We start from the raw sequence: 18482 nt of genomic DNA, 5'->3' as shown, positions 1-18482 counted from the left end.
GCACCGGGTTGCTGCTGAGCTCCTCCGCCCACCCGTCGCCCACCACCACCCTTCCAAAGAAGCGCTGCGCGCTGCCCCTATTACTCCAGGTCGCCGCCCAGCTGGTCCACGGCCGCGTACGCGCTCGCGATGCACGCGGGGATGCCCACGCCGTCGTACGCGGCTCCGCAGACGGCGAGGCCGGGCAGTTTGCTCACGTGCTCGCGGATGCGGGCCACGCGCGCGTGGTGGCCGACGGGGTACTGCGGGAGGCCGTCGTGCCAGCGGGTGACGCGGGTGGCGACGGGCGCGGCGTCCAGGCCGGTGGCCGCGTACAGATCGCGCCGGGAGAGGGCGAGCAGGTCGGCGTCGTCCCGCTCCAGGATCGCGCTCTCCCCGTACCGGCCCACCGAAGTGCGCAGAACCAGCAGGTCAGGGTCCTCATCGGCGATCCAGGCCCACTTGCGCGAGGCGAACGTGGACGCCTTGATGGTGTGCCCGTCGATGGGCGGCACGAGAAAACCGCTGCCTTCGGGGAGGTCGGTTTCGCTGCGGCGGTAGGCGAGGGTCATCAGGGCCATGGAGGCGTACTCGACGGCGGCGAGCTCGGCGGCGGCCGCGGGTGCCTCGACGCCCAGGAGCGCGGCGGCGGCGTACGCGGGCACGGCGACCACTACGCAGTCGGCGTCGATGACGCTCTTCTCGGTGCTGACCTGCCAGCCCCCCGCGGTGCGCTTCAGCCCGGTGACGGCCGCCCCGGTGTGGATGACACCGCCACGCGCGCGTACCGACTCCGCGACCGCGAGCGGCAGTTGGCCGACGCCGCCCTCGATGCCCATGAAGACGGGGCCGGTCTGCCGGCTCTTCGCGGCGCGGGCCTGGATCTCGCGTACGCCCTCGGTGAGCGAGGCGTGGCTGCGGGCCGCCTCGAAGAGCTGCGGCACCGCCGAGCGCATCGAGATGCGGTAGGCGTCACCGGCGTACACCCCGCCCAGGAGCGGCTCCACCAGGCGGTCGACGACCTCGCGACCGAGGCGCCCGGCGACGTACTCACCGACCGCGACATCGTCGCCGACCTCGGTGGCCGGCAGCTCGCGGTCCTGCTCGATGCGGTGCAGACCTTCGTCGGAGAGCACCCCGGAGAGGGCCGACGCGTCGCCGGGCACGCCCATGACGTGGCCCTTGGGCATCGGGCGCAGGGCGCCCCGGGTCCAGATCGCGGCGGTCGCGGTGGCGGGCGGCTGCAGCCGGTCGGTGAGGCCGACCTCGCGGGCCAGGGCCACGGCCTCGGGGCGGCGGGCGAGCATCGACTCGGCGCCGAGGTCGACGCGGACGCCGGCGATCTCGCCGGGGAGCAGTTTGCCGCCGAGCCGGTCGGCGGCTTCCAGGACGGTCACCCGTGCTCCGGCGCCGAGCAATCGATGGGCGGCGGCAAGGCCGGCGATCCCACCGCCGATGACCACGACATGACCCGTACCCGTACGTGTGTCCGTTTCGCGCATACCTCCACTCTACGAGCCGCGCGAGTCCCGACCGTGACCCCATCGGGACCTGTCGGCAACCACCGTTCCGCCCCGCTCCGGCGTCAAAGGAGCAGTCAAGGGAGCAACAGCCACCACGACCCTCGGGGGGTACGTCGGGATGAACGCGTCCAGCACGTCCAGGCACCGCACCGTCCAGGCACTCTCGGCCGTGCTGCTCGCGGTCGCCCTCGCGCTCGCGGGGTGCAGCGCGGGCGGTGACAGCGGCGGCGACAGCGACAAGGCGGCGGGCGGCGCGGCGAGGGACCGGGCGGACTCGTCCGACGAGCGTGGCGTGGGCGGCGGCCAAGCGGACGAGTCCGGCGCGAAGAAGCCGCCGAAGCTCACCGGCACCCACATCATCCGCACCGCGACCCTGACCGTCCGCGTCAAGGACGTCCCGAAGGCGCTCGACGAGGCGCGCGCGGTCGCCACGGACGCGGGCGGTGTCGTCGGCGACGAGACGACGGACCGCGACGGCCGCGGCCACGAGCGCTCGCGGATCGTGCTGCGGGTGCCGCAGGACCAGTACGAGGAGGTCCTCAAGTCCCTTGAGGGAACGGGCAAGTTGATCGAGCGCAAGGCCAAGGCGCAGGACGTCACCGACCAGGTCGTCGATGTCGAGAGCCGCATCAAGTCGCAGCGGGCGAGCGTGGCGCGGGTGCGGGAGCTGATGGACAGGGCGACGAAGCTGAGCGATGTCGTCACCCTGGAAGGGGAGTTGAGCTCCCGGCAGTCCGAGCTGGAGGCGCTGCTCGCGCAGCAGTCGTCCCTGAAGGACCGTACGAGCATGTCGACGATCACGCTCTCGCTCAGCGAGACGGCGGTGCAGAAGACGGACGCGGACGACGACGATCCGACGTTCGTGGACGCGCTGTCCGGCGGCTGGAACGCCTTCGTGACGATGCTGCGCTGGCTGGCGGTCGCCCTCGGCGCGATCCTGCCGTTCGCGGCGGTGGCAGCGCTGTTGATTCTGCTGTGGCAGCGTCTTGTGCGACCCCGGCTGCCACAGCCACCGGCGGGCGAAGGCGACGACGACTAAGCGCTCCGCGGGAAGTGCCGCGAGGGTGCCGTCGCTCGTCTGCGGCTTTGGCGAAGTCCGGTGCGGTTCGGGTGCGCCCCGAAGGGGCGCGGGGCTGTGACATATGCGGCTCCGCCGCGTGGGCGCGACCAGCCCCCACCGGCCCGCGGGTCCATCACCGCGATTCCAGCGGAGCGCTTAAGTAGCGTGTCCGTATGAGCAGCGCGAGAGAGCGACTTGTGGTCATCGGGGGCGACGCGGCGGGCATGTCCGCCGCGTCGCAGGCACGCAGGCTCAAGGGCCCGGACGAGCTGGAGATCGTCGCTTTCGAGCGCGGTCACTTCACCTCGTACTCGGCCTGCGGCATCCCCTACTGGGTGGGCGGCGACGTCCCTTCGCGGGACGAGCTGATCGCGCGTACGCCGGAGGAACACCGGGCGCGCGACATCGACCTGCGGATGCGTACGGAGGTCGTGGAGATCGATCCGGCGGGGCGCCGCGTGCGCACCCGGGACCTCGAATCCGGGGCCGAGGACTGGACGGCGTACGACAAGCTCGTGATCGGCACCGGCGCCCGTCCGGTCCGCCCTTCGCTGCCCGGCATCGACGCCCCCGGTGTGCACGGCGTGCAGACCCTCGACGACGGCCAGGCGCTCCTGGACACGCTCGCCGAGACGCCGGGCCGCAGGGCGGTCGTCATCGGCGCGGGCTACATCGGCGTCGAGATGGCCGAGGCGCTGATCCAGCGACGCTACGAGGTCACCGTCGTCAACCGCGGCGCGGAGCCGATGTCGACGCTCGACCCGGACATGGGCCGCCTGGTCCACGAGGCAATGTCGGGGATGGGCATCGAGATGGTGAACGACTCCGAGGTCACCAAGATCCTCACCGGTGAGGACGGCCGGGTCAGGGCGGTGGCCACGGAGGACGCCGAGTATCCGGCGGACGTGGTGGTGCTCGGCATCGGCGTGCGCCCCGAGACGGAACTCGCCCGCGCCGCGGGCCTGCCGCTCGGCGAGCACGGCGGGCTGCTCACCGACCTGGCGATGCGCGTACGCGGCCACGACGGCATCTGGGCGGGCGGCGACTGCGTGGAGGTGCTCGACCTGGTCTCGGGCCGCGAACGCCATATCGCGCTCGGCACGCACGCCAACAAGCACGGCCAGGTCATCGGCTCGAACGTGGGCGGCAGTTACGCGACGTTCCCCGGTGTCGTCGGCACGGCGGTCAGCAAGGTCTGCGACCTGGAGATCGCCCGCACGGGCCTGCGCGAGAAGGACGCGCGGGCCGCGGGCCTGCAGCACGTGACGGTGACCATCGAGTCGACGAGCCGGGCGGGCTACTACCCCGGAGCGGCCGTGATGACGGTGAAGATGCTCGCCGAACGGGGCACGGGCCGGCTGCTCGGCGTCCAGATCGTGGGCCGCGAGGGAGCCGCCAAGCGCGTGGACATCGCGGCGGTGGCACTGACGGCACGCATGACGGTGGAACAGATGACGGCACTCGACCTCGGTTACGCCCCACCGTTCTCACCGGTGTGGGACCCGATCCTGGTGGCGGCACGGAAGGCGGTGGCGGCGGTGCGGGCCTAAGCGCCCCGAAGGGGCGCGGGGAACTGCGCGCCCAGCCACAGCAGACCCGCAGAAAGAGACGCACACACCCCCGCGCGGAGCGCAAGTACGCCCTGATTCGCGCCCCCTTCACTTCCGCGTAACCCAGTTCCCCCGCAGGTCAGAACGCGCTTGCTACGCAAAAGGCCCCGCAACCCGAGCCTCCCGAGTTGGCTGATTCATGGCGGTTCGGCCCGGCACCCTTTCCGGGCCTCACCGAGCCCGCCGAGGACCAGAACATGTAACCGGCACCGATCGGAGCCCCGGGGGCCGCCGACCCCCCTGAGCGGCCACGGTTTCCCGGAACGCCCGGCTCCGAAGTGTCACCACCCTCCCCGCGCACCCCTCATCCACCCCTTTAGAACAGAGCCATCTTTTTTCCGCCAGCTTTCACAGAATCCGCACAGAACCCTCAATCGGGCCGCACTATGTGACGCGTCAGAGCTGCACGGACACACACTGCGACAGGTGACCGTGCCGTTGGGGGCCGGGCCGCTGGGTGGAGACACCCCAGCGGCCCGACCGTGGAGGGGACCACACACCGCATGAATCACACCGCACGAGCGGCGGCTCTCGGCGCCGCCGCTCTGCTTCTCGCGCTCTCGCTGCCCGGCGCTCCCGCGTCAGCCGCCGAGGCGCCCCGCATCGACCTGCGCGTTCTGGTGGTGACCGACGGGGGCCCCGCCACCGCCGCGATCACCGCCGAGCTGGACGGCCAGGGCACTCCGTACACCACCGTCGACCTGCGACAGAGCGGCCGCCCTGTGATCGACGGAGCGTTCCTCGCGGACACCGTGAACGGCCGGCCGCGGGCCAGGTTCCAGGCCGTCGCGCTGCCCAACGACAACCCGTTCGGGGCCGGTTCGGCGGAAATGGCCGCCCTCGCCTCCTACGAGCAGACGTACGCGATCCCGCAGGTGGACGCCTACACCTACGCCCGGCCCGAAGCGGGGCTCCAGACACCGAAGTTCAGCGGTTCGCTCGACGGGGTGCGGGCCCAGGTGACCGCTTCGGGCAAGAGCGGACCGTTCGGCTATCTCGCGGGACAGGTGCCCTTCGAGGACAACTCACCGTCCGTCAACGAGAGTTACGGCTTCCTGGCCGAGCCCGCACCCGGCGCCGACTTCACCAGCTACGTGGACGCACCGGTCCCCGGCGGTTCCGGCCGCGGCTCGCTCGTGGGCGAGTACCGGCACGACGGGCGGCGCGACCTGGTGGTGACCTTCGTCTACAACCAGCACCAGCAGCAGTTCCGGCTGCTCGCCCGCGGCATCGTCGACTGGCTGACCCAGGGCGTCCAACTCGGCTCCTCCCGCAACTACTTCGCCGTCCATGTCGACGACGTCTTCGGCGCCGACGACCGCTGGGACACCGAGCTCAACTGCACTCCGGGCGACGTGGACTGCCCGCCGGGCCAGGGCACGCCCGACCCGATCCGGATGACGCCGGACGACGCCGCCTACGCGGCCCAGTGGTCCAAGGACCGCAAGTTCCCGCTCGACATGGCCTTCAACGGCGGCGGCAGCGAACTCTTCCGTGAGGAGAACGGCGGCTCGGACCCGCTGGCCGACCGGTTCGTCGCCGACCGCGACGACCACCGCTGGATCAACCACACCTACAACCACCCCTTCCTCGGCTGCGTCCAGGACGTCAGCACCGTCCCGTGGACCTGCGCGAAGAACGCGGACGGCAGCACGCGCTACGTCTCGCGCGCCGAGATCTCCGGGCAGATCTCCGACAACCGGGCCTGGGCACAGCGGGCCGGACTCCCCCTGGTCACCGGCGAGTTGGTCACCGGAGAGCACTCGGGACTCAAGGTGCTCCCGCAGCAGCCCGACGACAACCCGAACCTGGGCACGGCGCTGCGGGACAACGGCGTGACCTGGCTCGGCTCGGACAACTCACGGGACCGGGCCCAGCGCCAGGTCGGCCCGTCCCTGACCGTGCCGCGCCACCCGATGAACGTCTTCTACAACGCGGGCCGCACCAGCGAGCAGGTCGACGAGTACAACTGGATCTACACCCGCAAGGCCGACGGCGGCAGCGGCGTCTGCGAGAACTCCTCCGTCGCGACCTGCCTGGACCGGCCCCTCGACCTCACGACCGGCTACCAGGACCACATCGTGCCCGTCGAGTCGACGATCGCGCTCGGGCACGTCCTGGCGAACGACCCGCGGCCGCACTTCATCCACCAGTCGAACCTCGCCGAGGACCGCATCGCGTACCCCGTGCTCGGGTCCGTACTCGACGCGTACGGTGCGCTGTTCGCGGAGAACGCGCCCGTGGTGAACCTGCGGATGGCCGACGTCGGCGGCGAGTTGCGCTCGCGCGCGGCGTGGGACTCGGCCGTCGACGCCGGGCGCGTCACCGGCTACCGGGTCGGTGACACCGTGACGGTTCAGGCGCCGGCGGGTGTGGCCGTGCGCGCCACGATGCCTGCCGGCAGCGTTCAGCGGCTCCTTTTGGGTACCGCACCGTTCGGGTCCGCCTATGCCGGGAGAACCTCGGGCTGGGTCTCGCCTGGCCTCCTCCAGGACAGGGTCACGCTTACGTTGCCGAGCGCTGTCGCCGCGGGCGACGTGGGCGGTTCTCGGGCCGATGTCCCGAAGCCTGCCAGGAAGCTGCCAGTGCCTGACGGGGCTGCACGGTACGTGAAACCTGGCGCCGACAGGCACTGATCACTCCGCATCTTTGCCGTTTGAATCTGCGGGTCCGCTGTGGCTGGTCGCGCAGTTCCCCGCGCCCCTTCGGGGCCCTCCCCGTCGCGTTTCGTACCTCACCCGCGGAGCCCCACCATGCCCAACTCGACCCGTGTCACCCTCCTGACCGAAGGCACCTATCCGCACAGCCACGGCGGCGTAAGTGTCTGGTGCGATCAGCTCGTGCGTGGCATGCCCGATGTCGACTTCGGGGTGCTCGCCGTCACCGGGACCGGTCGCGAGAGTCTCGCCTGGGAGCTGCCGGGCAATGTCGACGAGCCCGTCTCTCTTCCGATGTGGGGCCCGGCCCCGGCGGGGCATCCCCCTCGCGGCCGCCGGGCACGCCAACTCCTCGCCTCCTACGAGCAGTTCCTCACCGCCCTGCTCGACCCCGCCGCCGAGGACGGCTTCGCGCCCGCCCTGCACGAGCTCGCCCGGCATGCCCGCGACGGCGCCCTCGCCCCCGCGCTGCGCACCGACCGTGCGGTGCACGTCCTGGCAGCCGTGTGGAACACCTCGGGGCTCGCGGTCGCCGACGCGCGGCCGACGCTGCACGACGCGGTCACCGCCACCGGGCTGCTCGAACACGCGCTGCGGCCGCTCGCCGCCCGCCCTCCCGAGCGCGGTGTCGCGCACGCGGTCAGCGGCGGCATCGCGGCCCTGCCGGGACTGATCGCCCATCAACTCCACGGAGTACCCCTGCTGTTGACCGAGCACGGGGTCTATCTGCGCGAGCGCTACCTCGGCTACCGCACAGGACCGTACAGCTGGCCGGTGAAGGCCCTGCTGCTCGGCTTCTTCCGGCTGCTCGCCGAGGAGACATACCGCAGGGCCGCCCTGATCACCCCGGGCAACCGCTACAACCGCCTCTGGGAGGAGCGCGGCGGCGCGGCCCCCTCCCTCATCCGCACCGTCTACAACGGCGTGGACCCCGAGGCCTTCCCGCCCGCGGGACCTGAGCCGCACAGCCCCACCCTGAGCTGGGCCGGCCGGGTCGACCCGATCAAGGACCTGGAGACGCTGATCCGCTGCTTCGCCCTGGTCAGGCAGGAGATCCCGGACGCCCGCCTTCGCCTGTTCGGCGGCACACCGCGCGGCGGCGAGGCCTACCGCGAGCGCTGCGAGGCGCTGGCGGCGGAGCTCGGCCACGGCGACGCGGTGGTCTTCGAGGGCCGCGTCGAGCACATCAAGGACGCCTACGCGGCGGGCAATGTGGTGATGCTGTCCAGCATCAGCGAGGGCTTCCCCTTCACGCTGATCGAGGCGATGTCCTGCGGGCGCGCCACGGTCTCCACCGATGTCGGCGGGGTGCGGGAGGCCGTCGGCCCGACCGGTCTCGTGGTGCCGCCGCGCGCCCCTGAGGCCATGGCGCGGGCCGTGCTCGAACTGCTCCGCGATCCGGAGCGCCGGGCGGCGATGGGCGAGGCGGCCCGGCTGCGGGTGATCGAGCAGTTCACGCTCCGGCAGACGGTGGATGCCTTCCGCGCGATCTACGAGGAGCTGGCCACCGGACAGGGTCAACAGGGCGCTTCTTACGAGGTGTTGGCCTACCGCGACATCACCGGCGGGGTGGCCGGATGAGCGGCCCGCTGCCCCTGCGGCCGCGCGGCAGGCGCGTACCCTCGTGGGCCGCGGCGGCCCACGCCGCGCACACCCACGGCCCGAACGCCACCACCGGCCGCACCCACGAGTCCGGCGCCGACGACACCCTCGCCCTGCGCCTGGCCCGCCCGCCCCGCACCACCACCGACGACGACCGGCCGCGCGTGCACCCCCGCGTCACGCTCCGGCCCGCCCGCGCCGACGACCCCGTCGACCGGCTCGCGGCCGAGCTCGCCGAGGACGCGGGCGCCGCCGTCCACCCCTACGAGGTCGCCGCGCTCCTGGAGTCACAGGGCCTGACCGGCGACCGGATCCAGGAGACGTATGGGCACCCCGATCTGTTCTCGCTGGCCGACGCCGTCTTCCGGCGGGTGCCGCGCAGCCATCCGAAGCCGCCTGTGCCGCCCGACCCCTGGCGGCCCGACCATCTGCGCTGCGCCCTGCGCGGACTGCTCTTCGCGCTTCCGGGTACGGCGTATCTGCTGGCGGAGGGCGCCTGGGGGTCGGCCTCCGGGCTGTACGGGCTGATCGCCGCGGCCCTGGTGTCCTGGGCCTGGTCCCAGGCGCTGAGCCACCGGGCGTACGCACGCCTTGCCACGGGGCGGCACGAGGCCGGGCGCACCCTGCTGTTCGGGGCGCCGCTCGGCATCGCCGCCGCTTCCGCCGCCGGGCTGCTGGTCGCGGGGCCCGGACCCGCCGCGCTGTTCGCCGCCGGGCAGTCCTGTTACCTGGCGGCGGCCGGTGTGCTGCTCGTGCTCGGCCGCGAGAAGGTGCTCGCCGCCGCGCTGCTCCCGGTGTCGCTGGCCGCGGCCGCGCTGCCGTGGTGGCAGCCGCCGGGCGCCCTGCGGACGGGTGTCGTGCTGCTCACCGTGCTGCTCGCGGTGGCCGCCGCCGGGCACGCGTTGCGCTCGGCGCTGCGGGCCGCTCCGGTGCCGGGCCCCGCGCCGCATCCGCTGCGCTCGCTCCCGTACGGCCTGTTCGGTCTCGCGGCCGGAGTGCTCACGGCCGTGGCGGGGCGTCAGGAACCGTACGCCGTCATCGTGTTGACCCTGAGCATGGGCCCCGCCGAGTGGCTGCTCTACCGCTACCGCGGACTCGCGGTAGCCGCCCTGCACGCCTCGACCACACCCCGTGGCTTCCGGCTCCGCGCCACCCGCGCACTCGCGGTGTGCGGCGCGGCCTATCTCGCGCCGCTCGCGCTGGGCGCCGTCGTCGTCGGCGCGCCCGCGGTCCAACTCCTGCTGCTCGGCGCCGTGTTGTGGACCGCCCTGCTTCTCCAGGCGTTCGGCGCGGCCTGGTCGTCCGCCGTGCCCTGCCTGGCCGCGGCACTCGCCGCCACGGCGCTCCCGCACACCGGCGCGCTCTCCGCGTCCGCCGCACAACTCATCGGCTGTACGGCCGCGGCTCTGGCTCTCCTTGCCGTCGCCGTCCACCACTTGGGCCGGCCCACGGCACACGCCTGAGCCGACCCGCGCCCTCGGCGCCCCCTTCATCGGGCCGGGCCCCCGCCCGCCGCACACCACCTCCATCACCCTCCGTCACCTGCAAGTCACCGAACCGCCTTCAGGAGCACCCATGCCCTCCGCACCACTCGTCGCCGTCACCGGAGCCGAAGGCTTCATCGGCTCGCACCTCACCGAAGCCCTGGTCGCATCGGGCCACCGGGTCCGCGCGATGGCGCAGTACAACTCCTTCTCGTCCTACGGCTGGCTGGAGACCCTCGCCCCCGACGTGCTCTCCGAGGTCGAGATCGTCCTGGGCGACGTACGCGACCCGGGCTCGGTCCGCGGCCTGGTCGCCGGCGCGGAGACCGTCTACCACCTGGCCGCCCTCATCGCGATCCCGTACTCCTACCAGGCGCCCCACAGCTACGTGGACACCAACGTCACGGGCACCCTCAACGTCCTCGAGGCCGTACGCCACTTGGAGACACCCCGCCTGGTGCACACCTCCACCAGCGAGACCTACGGCACCGCACAGACCGTGCCGATCACCGAGGACCACCCCATCAACACCCAGTCCCCGTACGCCGCTTCGAAGGCGGGCGGCGACCGGCTCGCCGACAGCTACCACGCGAGTTTCGAGACGCCCGTGGTCACCCTGCGCCCCTTCAACACCTTCGGGCCGCGCCAGTCGATGCGGGCCGTCATCCCGACCGTGATCGGCCAAGTGGCCGCAGGATCACGGGAGATCACCCTCGGCGATCTGCGGCCGACCCGCGACTTCACCTTCGTGGCGGACACCGCGCAGGCCTTCATCGCGGCGGGCACCGCGCCCGCCGACGCCGTCGTGGGCCGCACCTTCAACGCCGGTACCGGCGGCGAGATCTCGGTGGGCGACCTGGTGCGGCTCATCGGCAAGGTGATGGACGCCGATCTGGACGTGCGCGAGGACGAGCGGCGCATCCGCCCGGCGGCCTCCGAGGTGATGCGCCTGGTCGCCGACGCGACCCGGCTGCGCGCGGCCACCGGCTGGGCCCCCGCCCACGACCTGGAACAGGGCCTGCGCCGCACCGTCGAGTTCTTCCGCGACCCGGCCAACCTGGCCCGCTACAAGACGGACATCTACAACATCTGACGCCCGCCCGGCACCGCAACTCAACTCGCCCACCGCGCAAGGGAGTTCCACCATGCACGCAGTCATACTCGCCGGCGGCAAGGGCGTCCGGCTCCGGCCGTACACCACCGCCCTGCCCAAGCCGCTCGTCCCGATCGGCGACCAGCACGCGATCCTGGAGATCGTGCTGCGCCAGCTGGCCACCGCCGGCTTCACCAGCTGCACCATCGCCATCGGGCACCTCGGCCACATCATCCGCGCCTACGTCGGCAACGGCGCCCGCTGGGGCCTGCGCGTCGGCTACTCCACGGAGGACAGCCCGCTCGGCACCATGGGCCCGCTCCTGACGATGATGGACCGGCTTCCCGAGCACTTCCTCGTGATGAACGGCGACATCCTGACCGACCTCGACTACGCGGACGTGCTCACCAGCCACCGCGCGTCCGCCGCGCCGCTCACCATCGCGACGTACGCACGCGAGGTGAACATCGACTTCGGCGTGCTCACCACCGACTCGCAGCGCGTGGTCGCCTTCACGGAGAAGCCGAGCATCGACTACCGCGTCTCCATGGGGGTGTACGGGGTCTCGCGCGACACCCTCGCCCCCTACACACCCGGCCTTCCGCTCGGCTTCGACGAACTGGTCCTCGACCTGCTGAAGTCCGAAACCCCGCCGCACGCCTACGATTTCGACGGCTACTGGCTCGACATCGGCCGCCCGGACGACTACGACCGCGCGAATGCGGAGTTCACCACGCACCGCTCGCTGCTCCTCAAGGGGGCGTGACGACACCGTGCGCATTCTCGTCCTGGGCTCCACCGGATACCTGGGCGGGCACATCGCCGAGCGGCTGCACGCCCTGCCGGGCGTGCGGCTGTTCCGCGGCGGCCGCGCCCCTTCGGACGACCTCCGGATCGACCTCGCCCGCGTGACCACCGACGCCCTCGCCGAGCAGCTCGCCCGGGCCGCGCCCGACGCCGTGGTCAACTGCGCGGGCGCGGTCGGTGGCGGAGTGCTTGCCCTCGCCGAGGTCAACTCCCGGGGCCCCGCGGTCCTTTGCGACGCTCTGCGGGCCGCGGCGCCCACCGCCCGCCTGGTGCATCTCGGCTCGGCCGCCGAGTACGGGCCGACGTGCATCGGCGAGCGGACCCCCGAGGACGCCCCCGCCCGCCCGGTCGCCCCGTACGGCGCGACCAAGCTGGCCGGCACCCTCGCCGTCCTCGACGCGGGGCTCGACGCGTTCGTCCTGCGGGTCACCAACCCGGTGGGCCCTGGCGCCTCCCGCGCCGGGCTCCCGGGCCGGCTCACCGCCGAGCTGCGCCATGCGCTGTGCCGTACGCCGCACGGCACGGTACGGGTCGGCGACCTGTCGGCGCACCGGGACTTCGTCGACGTACGCGATGTGGCGGACGCCGTGGCGCTGACGCTGACCACATCGGGGCGGCCGCGCCTGCTGAACATCGGCAGCGGCCGGGCCGTCCCGGTGCGCGACCTGATGCACGGCCTGGTGGCCGCCGCGGGCTTCACCGGGCGCGTGGAGGAGACGCTCGGCAAGGTGGGCCGCTCGGTGGCCGTGCCCTGGCAGTGCGCCGACATCTCCGCGGCGGAACGGGAGTTGGGCTGGACACCGGTGCGCTCGCTGCGGGATTCCCTGACCGCGCTGTGGGCCGCCGACGGATCGTCACCCATCGGGCACGCCGTCGGGGATCCGCGATGACGCTGCTGGTGCCGCTGTACGTCCACCCGGCCGCGGACCCCGCGGCCTGGCAGGCGCTCCTGGCGGCCGCGCCCCAGCTGTACGGCGTCGTCCTGAACGCCGCCGACGGCCCGGGGCAGGCCCCCGACCCCGCGTTCACCTCCGCCTCGCGCGCGCTGCGCGAGGCGGGGGTGCGGGTGCTCGGCTATGTCGACACGGCGTACGGGCGGCGGCCGCTCGACGCCGTCACCGACGACCTGGACCGCCACCGCGCCTGGTACGGGGTGGACGGCTGCTTCCTCGACCGGGTCGCGCCCGGCCGCCGCGAGCTGCGGCACTGCCGGCGTCTGGTCCGTTCGGCGCGGGGGCGTGGCGCGCGGACGGTGGTGCTCAACCCGGGCGTGCATCCGGCGCCGGGGTATGCCCGGGCCGCCGATCTGCTCGTCACGTTCGAGGGCCACTGGTCGACGTATCTGAGCTCGTTCACCGCCCCGCCCTGGACGGCCCGGCACTCCCCCGAGCACTTCTGCCACCTCGTGTACGGGGTGCCGCCGGCGCTGGCCCGCCTCGCCGGACGCACCGCGGTACGGCGGGGTGCGGGCGTGCACTGCGCGGTGCCGGGGGCGGGGCCCAATCCCTGGACGCAGCCGCCGCCGTTCCGCGGCAGCGGGGAGGAGTCGTGACCCGCCGCCGCGCGCTCGCCCCGCTCCTTGCCGCCGTCCTCCTCCTCTCCGGCTGCTCGTCGGCCGCGCGGGACGAAGCGGACCCGGAACCGTGGCGGCCGCGTCCCGGCACCGCCTGGCAGTGGCAGCTCGACGGCCGCGTCGATCCGCGCGTGGACGTGCCCGTCTACGACATCGACGGCTTCGAGAACCGCGCGTCCGACGTGGCCCGGCTGCACAAGGACGGGCGCCGCGTCATCTGTTACGTCAACGTGGGTGCCTGGGAGTCCTTCCGCCCCGACAGCGGCGACTTCCCCGCCTCGGTCCTGGGCCGCCCCAACGGCTGGAAAGGGGAGCGCTGGCTCGACATCCGCCGTCTCGATGTGCTGCGCCCGCTGATGGCGGCGCGCTTCGACATGTGCCGCGGCAAGGGCTTCGACGCCGTGGAGCCTGACCTCCTCGACGGCTACCTCAACCGCACCGGATTCCCCCTGACCGCCCGCGATCAGCTGGCCTTCAACCGGATGATCGCCCGCCTCGCGCACGACCGCGGCCTGTCCGTCGGCCTGAAGAACGACCTGCCGCAGATCCCCCGGCTCGTCGACGACTTCGACTTCGCCGTCAACGAGGAGTGCGCCCAGTACAAGGAGTGCGCCGAGCTCACCCCGTTCGTGAAGGCGGGCAAGGCGGTCCTGCACGTCGAGTACGCCGTGCCCAACGAGGAGTTCTGCGACCGCACACGCCGCCTCGGCCTGTCCTCCATGCGCAAGAGGCTGGACCTGGACGCGTGGCGCAGACCCTGCTGACACCCAACAGAAAAGGGTCACTGCCCGATCGGACAGGGACCCTTTTCAGACATCTTTCAGACGGACGTCAACCAGGCGGACGTCTTTCAGACGGCCGTGCGCGTGTGGACGTGCTCCACGAGCCGCGTCAGCGCGTCCGGGTCCGTCGACGGCAGGACTCCGTGGCCGAGGTTGAAGATGTGCCCTTCGAGCCCGGAAGCGGCGGCGAGCACCTCGTCCGTCTTGGCCTCGACCGCCTCGCGCGTGGAGAAGAGGACCGCCGGGTCGAGGTTGCCCTGCAGCGCCTTGCCGGGACCGACCCGCCGGGCCGCCTCGTCCATCGGCACCCGCCAGTCGGCGCCCACCACGTCGGCGCCCACCTCGCCCATCAGTCCGAGCAGCTCGCCCGTGCCGACACCGAAGTGGATGCGCGGCACGCCGTACGAAGCCACCGCGTCGAACACCTTCTTCGACGCGGGCATCACGGAGCGCCGGTAGTCGGCCGGGGCGAGCGCGCCCACCCACGAGTCGAAGAGCTGCACGGCGCTCGCGCCCGCCTCGATCTGCACCTTCAGGAAGGCCCCGGTGATCTCCGCGAGCCGGTCGAGCAGCTCGGCCCAGAGCTCCGGGTCGCCGTACATGAGCGCCTTGGTGTGCTCGTGGTTACGGCTCGGACCGCCCTCGACCAGGTAACTCGCGAGGGTGAAAGGCGCACCGGCGAACCCGATGAGCGGCGTCGACCCCAGCTCGCCCGTCAGCATCCCGATCGCCTCGGTGACGTAGTGGACGTCCTCAGGCGTCAGGTCCCGCAGCTGCGCGAGGTCGGCGCGCGAGCGGATCGGGTTGGCGACGACCGGGCCGATGCCCGGCTTGATGTCGAGGTCGATGCCGATGGCCTTGAGGGGTACGACGATGTCGCTGAAGTAGATCGCGGCGTCGACCTTGTGGCGGCGCACGGGCTGCAGCGTGATCTCCGTGACGAGCTCCGGCATCATGCAGGACTCCAGCATGGCCGTGCCCTCGCGCACCTTGCGGTACTCGGGAAGTGAGCGCCCGGCCTGCCGCATGAACCAGACCGGCGTGTGCGGCACGGGCTCGCGCCTGCAGGCCTTCATGAAGGCTGAGTCGTACGTCGCTGCGTTCTGCTGGCCCGCGGGGCTGTTGTTGGCACTCACGCGGAAAGTCTCGCACGGGGCCGTGCGCCCCCTGTCCCGAGGGACACCCTGGCTTGACCGAGCCCCCTCTCAGGGGTGTCCCTCCCTGCGCGAAGCGGCGGTTCCCCTTAATCTTCCCCGCATGGCTGCGGCTCAGGGACAACGGTCGGACGGCGCTGGCGAGATGGAAAGTACGGAGGGGAAGGTGGGGGAATCGGCTCCGTTGCCCTTCCGCGCGGCGGTGGACGCACTGCGCGGGGCACGGCTTCGGCCCGAGATCGAGATCGACCCGACGCGGCCTCCGCAGCGCCTCGCCCCGTACGCGTACGCGCTGGAGGCGGCGGTGGTGGACGGCGACGACGACCTGGCGGACGGCCGCCTGGTGCTGCTGCACGACCCGGCGGGGCACGAGGCCTGGCACGGCACGTTCCGCCTCGTCACGCTGGTGCGCGCGGAACTTGAGCCGGAGATGGCGGCGGACCCGCTGCTGCCCGAGGTGTGCTGGTCGTGGCTGACGGGTGCGCTGGGGGCGCGCGGTCTGGTGTGCGGGGCGCCGAGCGGCACGGTCACCCGCGCCGGGTCGCACTACTTCGGCGGACTCGCCCAGCGTCCGCCCGCGTCGCAGATCGAGATCCGGGCTTCCTGGACGCCGGCGCCGCACGAAGGGTTCGGCGGGGTGCCGGACACCGCGGCGCACCTGGCCGCGTGGTGCGATCTGCTCTGTCAGGTGGCGGGGCTGCCGCCCGCCGGGCAGGGAGGCGACGGTTCCGTGGTGTCGCTGCCGCAGCGCCGGGGACCGCAGAGTCCGTGAGCGGAGATGCCCGCGCAGGTGTCCGGGTGACGCCCGGACACCTGCGGGATCGTTTCTGAGCGACTCCGATTCGGGTTGATCTTCGGATGATCGATCATGTGTCCGAATGGTCCGAATTGTTACTCACCAAATCGTGATCATTCTCTAAAGGCGGGCGGGTTTGGTGCCGAAGAGGTGGGTGACCTTGAAAGCACGGTTCGTCCCGGCTTCATCCCCGAGCCGGTTCCGTCCCGCACCCCAGGAGGCCTGGTGTCCGTTCTCCTCGAGCAGCCCGCAAGCCTGGTCGCCTACCGCCCGAACAAGCCGACCGCCATGGTCGTCGTGGCCGACCCACGTGTCCGCTCCACCGTCACCCGCCACCTGTGGGCGCTCGGTGTGCGCGACGTGATCGAGGCCTCGTCGATCGCGGAGGCTCGTCCCCGCATCGGCAACCCCCGTGACATCTGCGTCGCAGACGTCCACCTCCCCGACGGCTCCGGCCTGACGCTCCTCTCCGAAACCCGCGCGGCGGGCTGGCCCAACGGCCTCGCGCTCTCCGCCGCCGACGACATCGGCGCCGTACGCAACGCCCTCGCGGGCGGCGTGAAGGGCTATGTCGTCACCGGTACCCGTACCAATGTCGGTCTCCCCACCCGCCCCGGCGCCGCGCCCATCGGCTCGGCCGCCGCCCGAATGCACCGCCGCCCCCCGGGCGCCCCGAGCCACCCCGGCGGCTACCGCGAGCTGTCCGGCCGCGAGGTCGAGGTGCTCCGCCTCGTCGCCGAGGGCCAGTCGAACAAGGCCATCGGCGTCTCGATGGGGCTCTCCGCCCTGACCGTGAAGAGTCACCTCGCCCGTATCGCGCGCAAGCTCGGCACGGGTGACCGGGCCGGGATGGTAGCGGTGGCGCTGCGCACCGGAATCATCCACTGACTCATTTACACCCCTCGCACACCCGTCGACGGAACGTTCCGTCGACGGGTGCTGTGCATACACAGATACCCTTGACAGGTGACCGACGCCCAAGAGACCGCAGCAGACAGCTCACTGCGAACCACCGGAGGCGGCCCTCCGGACGACGTCGAATCGGCGCCGATCCCTTTGGACGAGCCGCGTGATGGCATCCCCCCGGTGGTCGCCGACGAGACCGCCCTCGCCGAGGTGATCGCCGCGTTCGCGGCAGGCAGTGGCCCCGTGGCCGTGGACGCCGAGCGCGCGTCCGGCTACCGGTACGGCCAGCGCGCCTACCTCGTGCAGCTGCGCCGCGAAGGCGCGGGCAGCACCCTGATCGACCCCGTCGCCTGCCCCGACCTCTCGGGGCTCGGCGAGGCGATCTCCGGTACGGAGTGGGTCCTGCACGCCGCCACTCAGGACCTGCCCTGCCTCCGCGAAATAGGCATGATCCCGACCAGCATCTTCGACACGGAGCTCGCGGGGCGGCTCGCCGGATTCCCCCGGGTCGGCCTCGGCGCGATGGTCGAGGGGGTGCTCGGCTTCGTCCTGGAGAAGGGACACTCGGCCGTCGACTGGTCGACGCGCCCGCTGCCCGAGCCGTGGCTGCGGTACGCGGCGCTGGACGTGGAGCTCCTCGTCGACCTGCGCGACGCCCTGGAGAAGGAGCTCGACCGGCAGGGCAAGCTGGAGTGGGCCCGCGAGGAGTTCGACGCGATCGCCTCCGCGCCGCCCGCGCCGCCGCGCAAGGACCCCTGGCGTCGTACGTCCGGGATGCACAAGGTGCGGCGGCGTCGCCAGATGGCGGTCGTACGCGAACTGTGGACCGCGCGCGACAAGGTGGCCCAGCGGCGGGACGTGTCGCCGGGCAAGGTGCTGAGCGACGGCGCGATCGTCGAGGCGGCGCTTTCGCTGCCGCCGAACGTGCACGCGCTCGCCGGGCTCACCGGCTTCGGGCACCGCATGGGGCGGCGCCAGCTCGAGCAGTGGCAGGCCGCGGTGGACCGGGCCAAGGCCCTGCCCGACTCCGAGCTGCCGCAGCCGGGGCAGGCCGTGTCCGGGCCGCCGCCGCCGCGCTCCTGGGCGGACCGCGACCCGGCGGCCGCGGCGCGCCTCTCCGCCGCGCGGGCAGCGGTCTCGGCGCTGGCCGAGGAGCTGAACATGCCGCAGGAGAACCTGATCACTCCGGACACGGTACGAAGGGTCTGCTGGGAGCCGCCGGCCCAGGTGGACGCGGATTCCGTCGCGGCGGCGCTGGCCTCGCACGGCGCGCGCCCCTGGCAGATCACCCAGGTCACACCGGCCCTGGTGACGGCCCTCACCTGACCGCCGCTCCGCGGCGGATCTCTCCCACCCACCCACCCGATTACCCCGCAACACGGGGCAAGCGGGTGGGTGGCTCGCGTTGCGACGGACGCGCGGCCCGTACGCCCCTGGCGGATGCCGGGTAATCGGG

The 18482-nt window shown here is 72.5% G+C and carries 15 protein-coding genes; 13 read left to right on the top strand and 2 right to left on the bottom strand.

All coding sequences use genetic code 11. The features are described from left to right. Positions 1-80: 80 nt before the first annotated feature. The gene (hemG, locus tag OG453_RS29175) at positions 81-1481 is read right to left on the bottom strand and encodes a protoporphyrinogen oxidase (RefSeq protein ID WP_266871520.1); all 1401 of its coding nucleotides are present in this window, start codon (positions 1479-1481) and stop codon (positions 81-83) included. Positions 1482-1620: 139 nt separating this feature from the next. Between hemG and OG453_RS29170 the strand changes: the two genes are divergently transcribed. The 10 genes from OG453_RS29170 to OG453_RS29125 all read left to right on the top strand — a co-directional run bounded on the left by OG453_RS29170 (position 1621) and on the right by OG453_RS29125 (position 14152). Beyond that, complete coding sequence (locus tag OG453_RS29170) at positions 1621-2541, top strand: DUF4349 domain-containing protein (protein WP_266871519.1); 921 nt, start codon at positions 1621-1623, stop codon at positions 2539-2541. A gap of 194 nt (positions 2542-2735) precedes the next feature. Then, a complete protein-coding gene (locus tag OG453_RS29165; protein ID WP_266871518.1) occupies positions 2736-4112 on the top strand; it encodes an FAD-dependent oxidoreductase in 1377 nt (458 codons plus the stop codon). Positions 4113-4675: 563 nt separating this feature from the next. Further along, entirely contained in the window at positions 4676-6808 is a 2133-nt protein-coding gene (locus OG453_RS29160) for a hypothetical protein (protein WP_266871517.1), read from the top strand. Positions 6809-6925: 117 nt separating this feature from the next. Next, positions 6926-8410 carry a GT4 family glycosyltransferase PelF gene (pelF, locus tag OG453_RS29155; RefSeq protein WP_266871515.1) on the top strand — a complete coding sequence of 495 codons (1485 nt, stop codon included), beginning with the start codon at positions 6926-6928 and terminating at the stop codon, positions 8408-8410. After that, positions 8407-9894, top strand: a complete 1488-nt coding sequence (locus OG453_RS29150; RefSeq protein WP_266871514.1) for a hypothetical protein — start codon at positions 8407-8409, stop codon at positions 9892-9894. The genes pelF and OG453_RS29150 overlap by 4 nt, the downstream gene beginning before the upstream one ends. Before the next feature lie 112 nt (positions 9895-10006). Further along, positions 10007-11008 (top strand): GDP-mannose 4,6-dehydratase, encoded by a 1002-nt coding sequence (locus OG453_RS29145; RefSeq protein WP_266871513.1) that lies wholly within the window; start codon positions 10007-10009, stop codon positions 11006-11008. Between the two features lie 52 nt (positions 11009-11060). Further along, entirely contained in the window at positions 11061-11774 is a 714-nt protein-coding gene (locus OG453_RS29140; RefSeq protein WP_266871512.1) for a nucleotidyltransferase family protein, read from the top strand. Between the two features lie 7 nt (positions 11775-11781). Further along, on the top strand, positions 11782-12705 hold the full coding sequence (locus tag OG453_RS29135) for an NAD(P)-dependent oxidoreductase (RefSeq protein ID WP_266871511.1): 924 nt from the start codon (positions 11782-11784) through the stop codon (positions 12703-12705). Then, positions 12702-13367: a spherulation-specific family 4 protein gene (locus OG453_RS29130; RefSeq protein ID WP_266871510.1), complete on the top strand. Its 666-nt coding sequence runs from the start codon at positions 12702-12704 to the stop codon at positions 13365-13367. Before OG453_RS29135 ends, OG453_RS29130 begins: the two co-directional genes overlap by 4 nt. Further along, positions 13364-14152, top strand: coding sequence for an endo alpha-1,4 polygalactosaminidase (locus OG453_RS29125; protein ID WP_266871509.1), 789 nt, complete (start codon positions 13364-13366; stop codon positions 14150-14152). The genes OG453_RS29130 and OG453_RS29125 overlap by 4 nt, the downstream gene beginning before the upstream one ends. 86 nt (positions 14153-14238) lie before the next feature. Here OG453_RS29125 and hemE read toward each other — a convergent pair whose 3' ends face one another. Then, positions 14239-15306, bottom strand: coding sequence for a uroporphyrinogen decarboxylase (gene hemE / locus OG453_RS29120; protein WP_266871508.1), 1068 nt, complete (start codon positions 15304-15306; stop codon positions 14239-14241). A gap of 121 nt (positions 15307-15427) precedes the next feature. Between hemE and OG453_RS29115 the strand changes: the two genes are divergently transcribed. From OG453_RS29115 to OG453_RS29105, 3 genes are all read left to right on the top strand, one after another. Beyond that, positions 15428-16096: a DUF3000 domain-containing protein gene (locus OG453_RS29115; RefSeq protein ID WP_266871506.1), complete on the top strand. Its 669-nt coding sequence runs from the start codon at positions 15428-15430 to the stop codon at positions 16094-16096. A 249-nt stretch (positions 16097-16345) separates the two neighbouring features. Then, complete coding sequence (locus OG453_RS29110) at positions 16346-17008, top strand: response regulator transcription factor (protein WP_030687574.1); 663 nt, start codon at positions 16346-16348, stop codon at positions 17006-17008. Between the two features lie 78 nt (positions 17009-17086). After that, positions 17087-18352, top strand: a complete 1266-nt coding sequence (locus OG453_RS29105; protein ID WP_266871505.1) for a ribonuclease D — start codon at positions 17087-17089, stop codon at positions 18350-18352. The last annotated feature ends 130 nt before the right edge of the window (positions 18353-18482 follow it).

Source organism: Streptomyces sp. NBC_01381 (assembly GCF_026340305.1).
GTDB lineage: Bacteria > Actinomycetota > Actinomycetes > Streptomycetales > Streptomycetaceae > Streptomyces.
This window is presented reverse-complemented; position numbering and strand designations above follow the sequence as displayed.

Bases quoted from the DNA above. Each gene is read 5' to 3' on its own strand.
- hemG (WP_266871520.1), bottom strand. From the start codon at position 1,481: ATGCGCGAAACGGACACACGTACGGGTACGGGTCATGTCGTGGTCATC.
- OG453_RS29150 (WP_266871514.1), top strand. From the start codon at position 8,407: ATGAGCGGCCCGCTGCCCCTGCGGCCGCGCGGCAGGCGCGTACCCTCG.
- OG453_RS29165 (WP_266871518.1), top strand. From the start codon at position 2,736: ATGAGCAGCGCGAGAGAGCGACTTGTGGTCATCGGGGGCGACGCGGCG.
- OG453_RS29145 (WP_266871513.1), top strand. From the start codon at position 10,007: ATGCCCTCCGCACCACTCGTCGCCGTCACCGGAGCCGAAGGCTTCATC.
- OG453_RS29160 (WP_266871517.1), top strand. From the start codon at position 4,676: ATGAATCACACCGCACGAGCGGCGGCTCTCGGCGCCGCCGCTCTGCTT.
- OG453_RS29115 (WP_266871506.1), top strand. From the start codon at position 15,428: ATGGCTGCGGCTCAGGGACAACGGTCGGACGGCGCTGGCGAGATGGAA.
- OG453_RS29130 (WP_266871510.1), top strand. From the start codon at position 12,702: ATGACGCTGCTGGTGCCGCTGTACGTCCACCCGGCCGCGGACCCCGCG.
- OG453_RS29170 (WP_266871519.1), top strand. From the start codon at position 1,621: ATGAACGCGTCCAGCACGTCCAGGCACCGCACCGTCCAGGCACTCTCG.
- pelF (WP_266871515.1), top strand. From the start codon at position 6,926: ATGCCCAACTCGACCCGTGTCACCCTCCTGACCGAAGGCACCTATCCG.
- OG453_RS29140 (WP_266871512.1), top strand. From the start codon at position 11,061: ATGCACGCAGTCATACTCGCCGGCGGCAAGGGCGTCCGGCTCCGGCCG.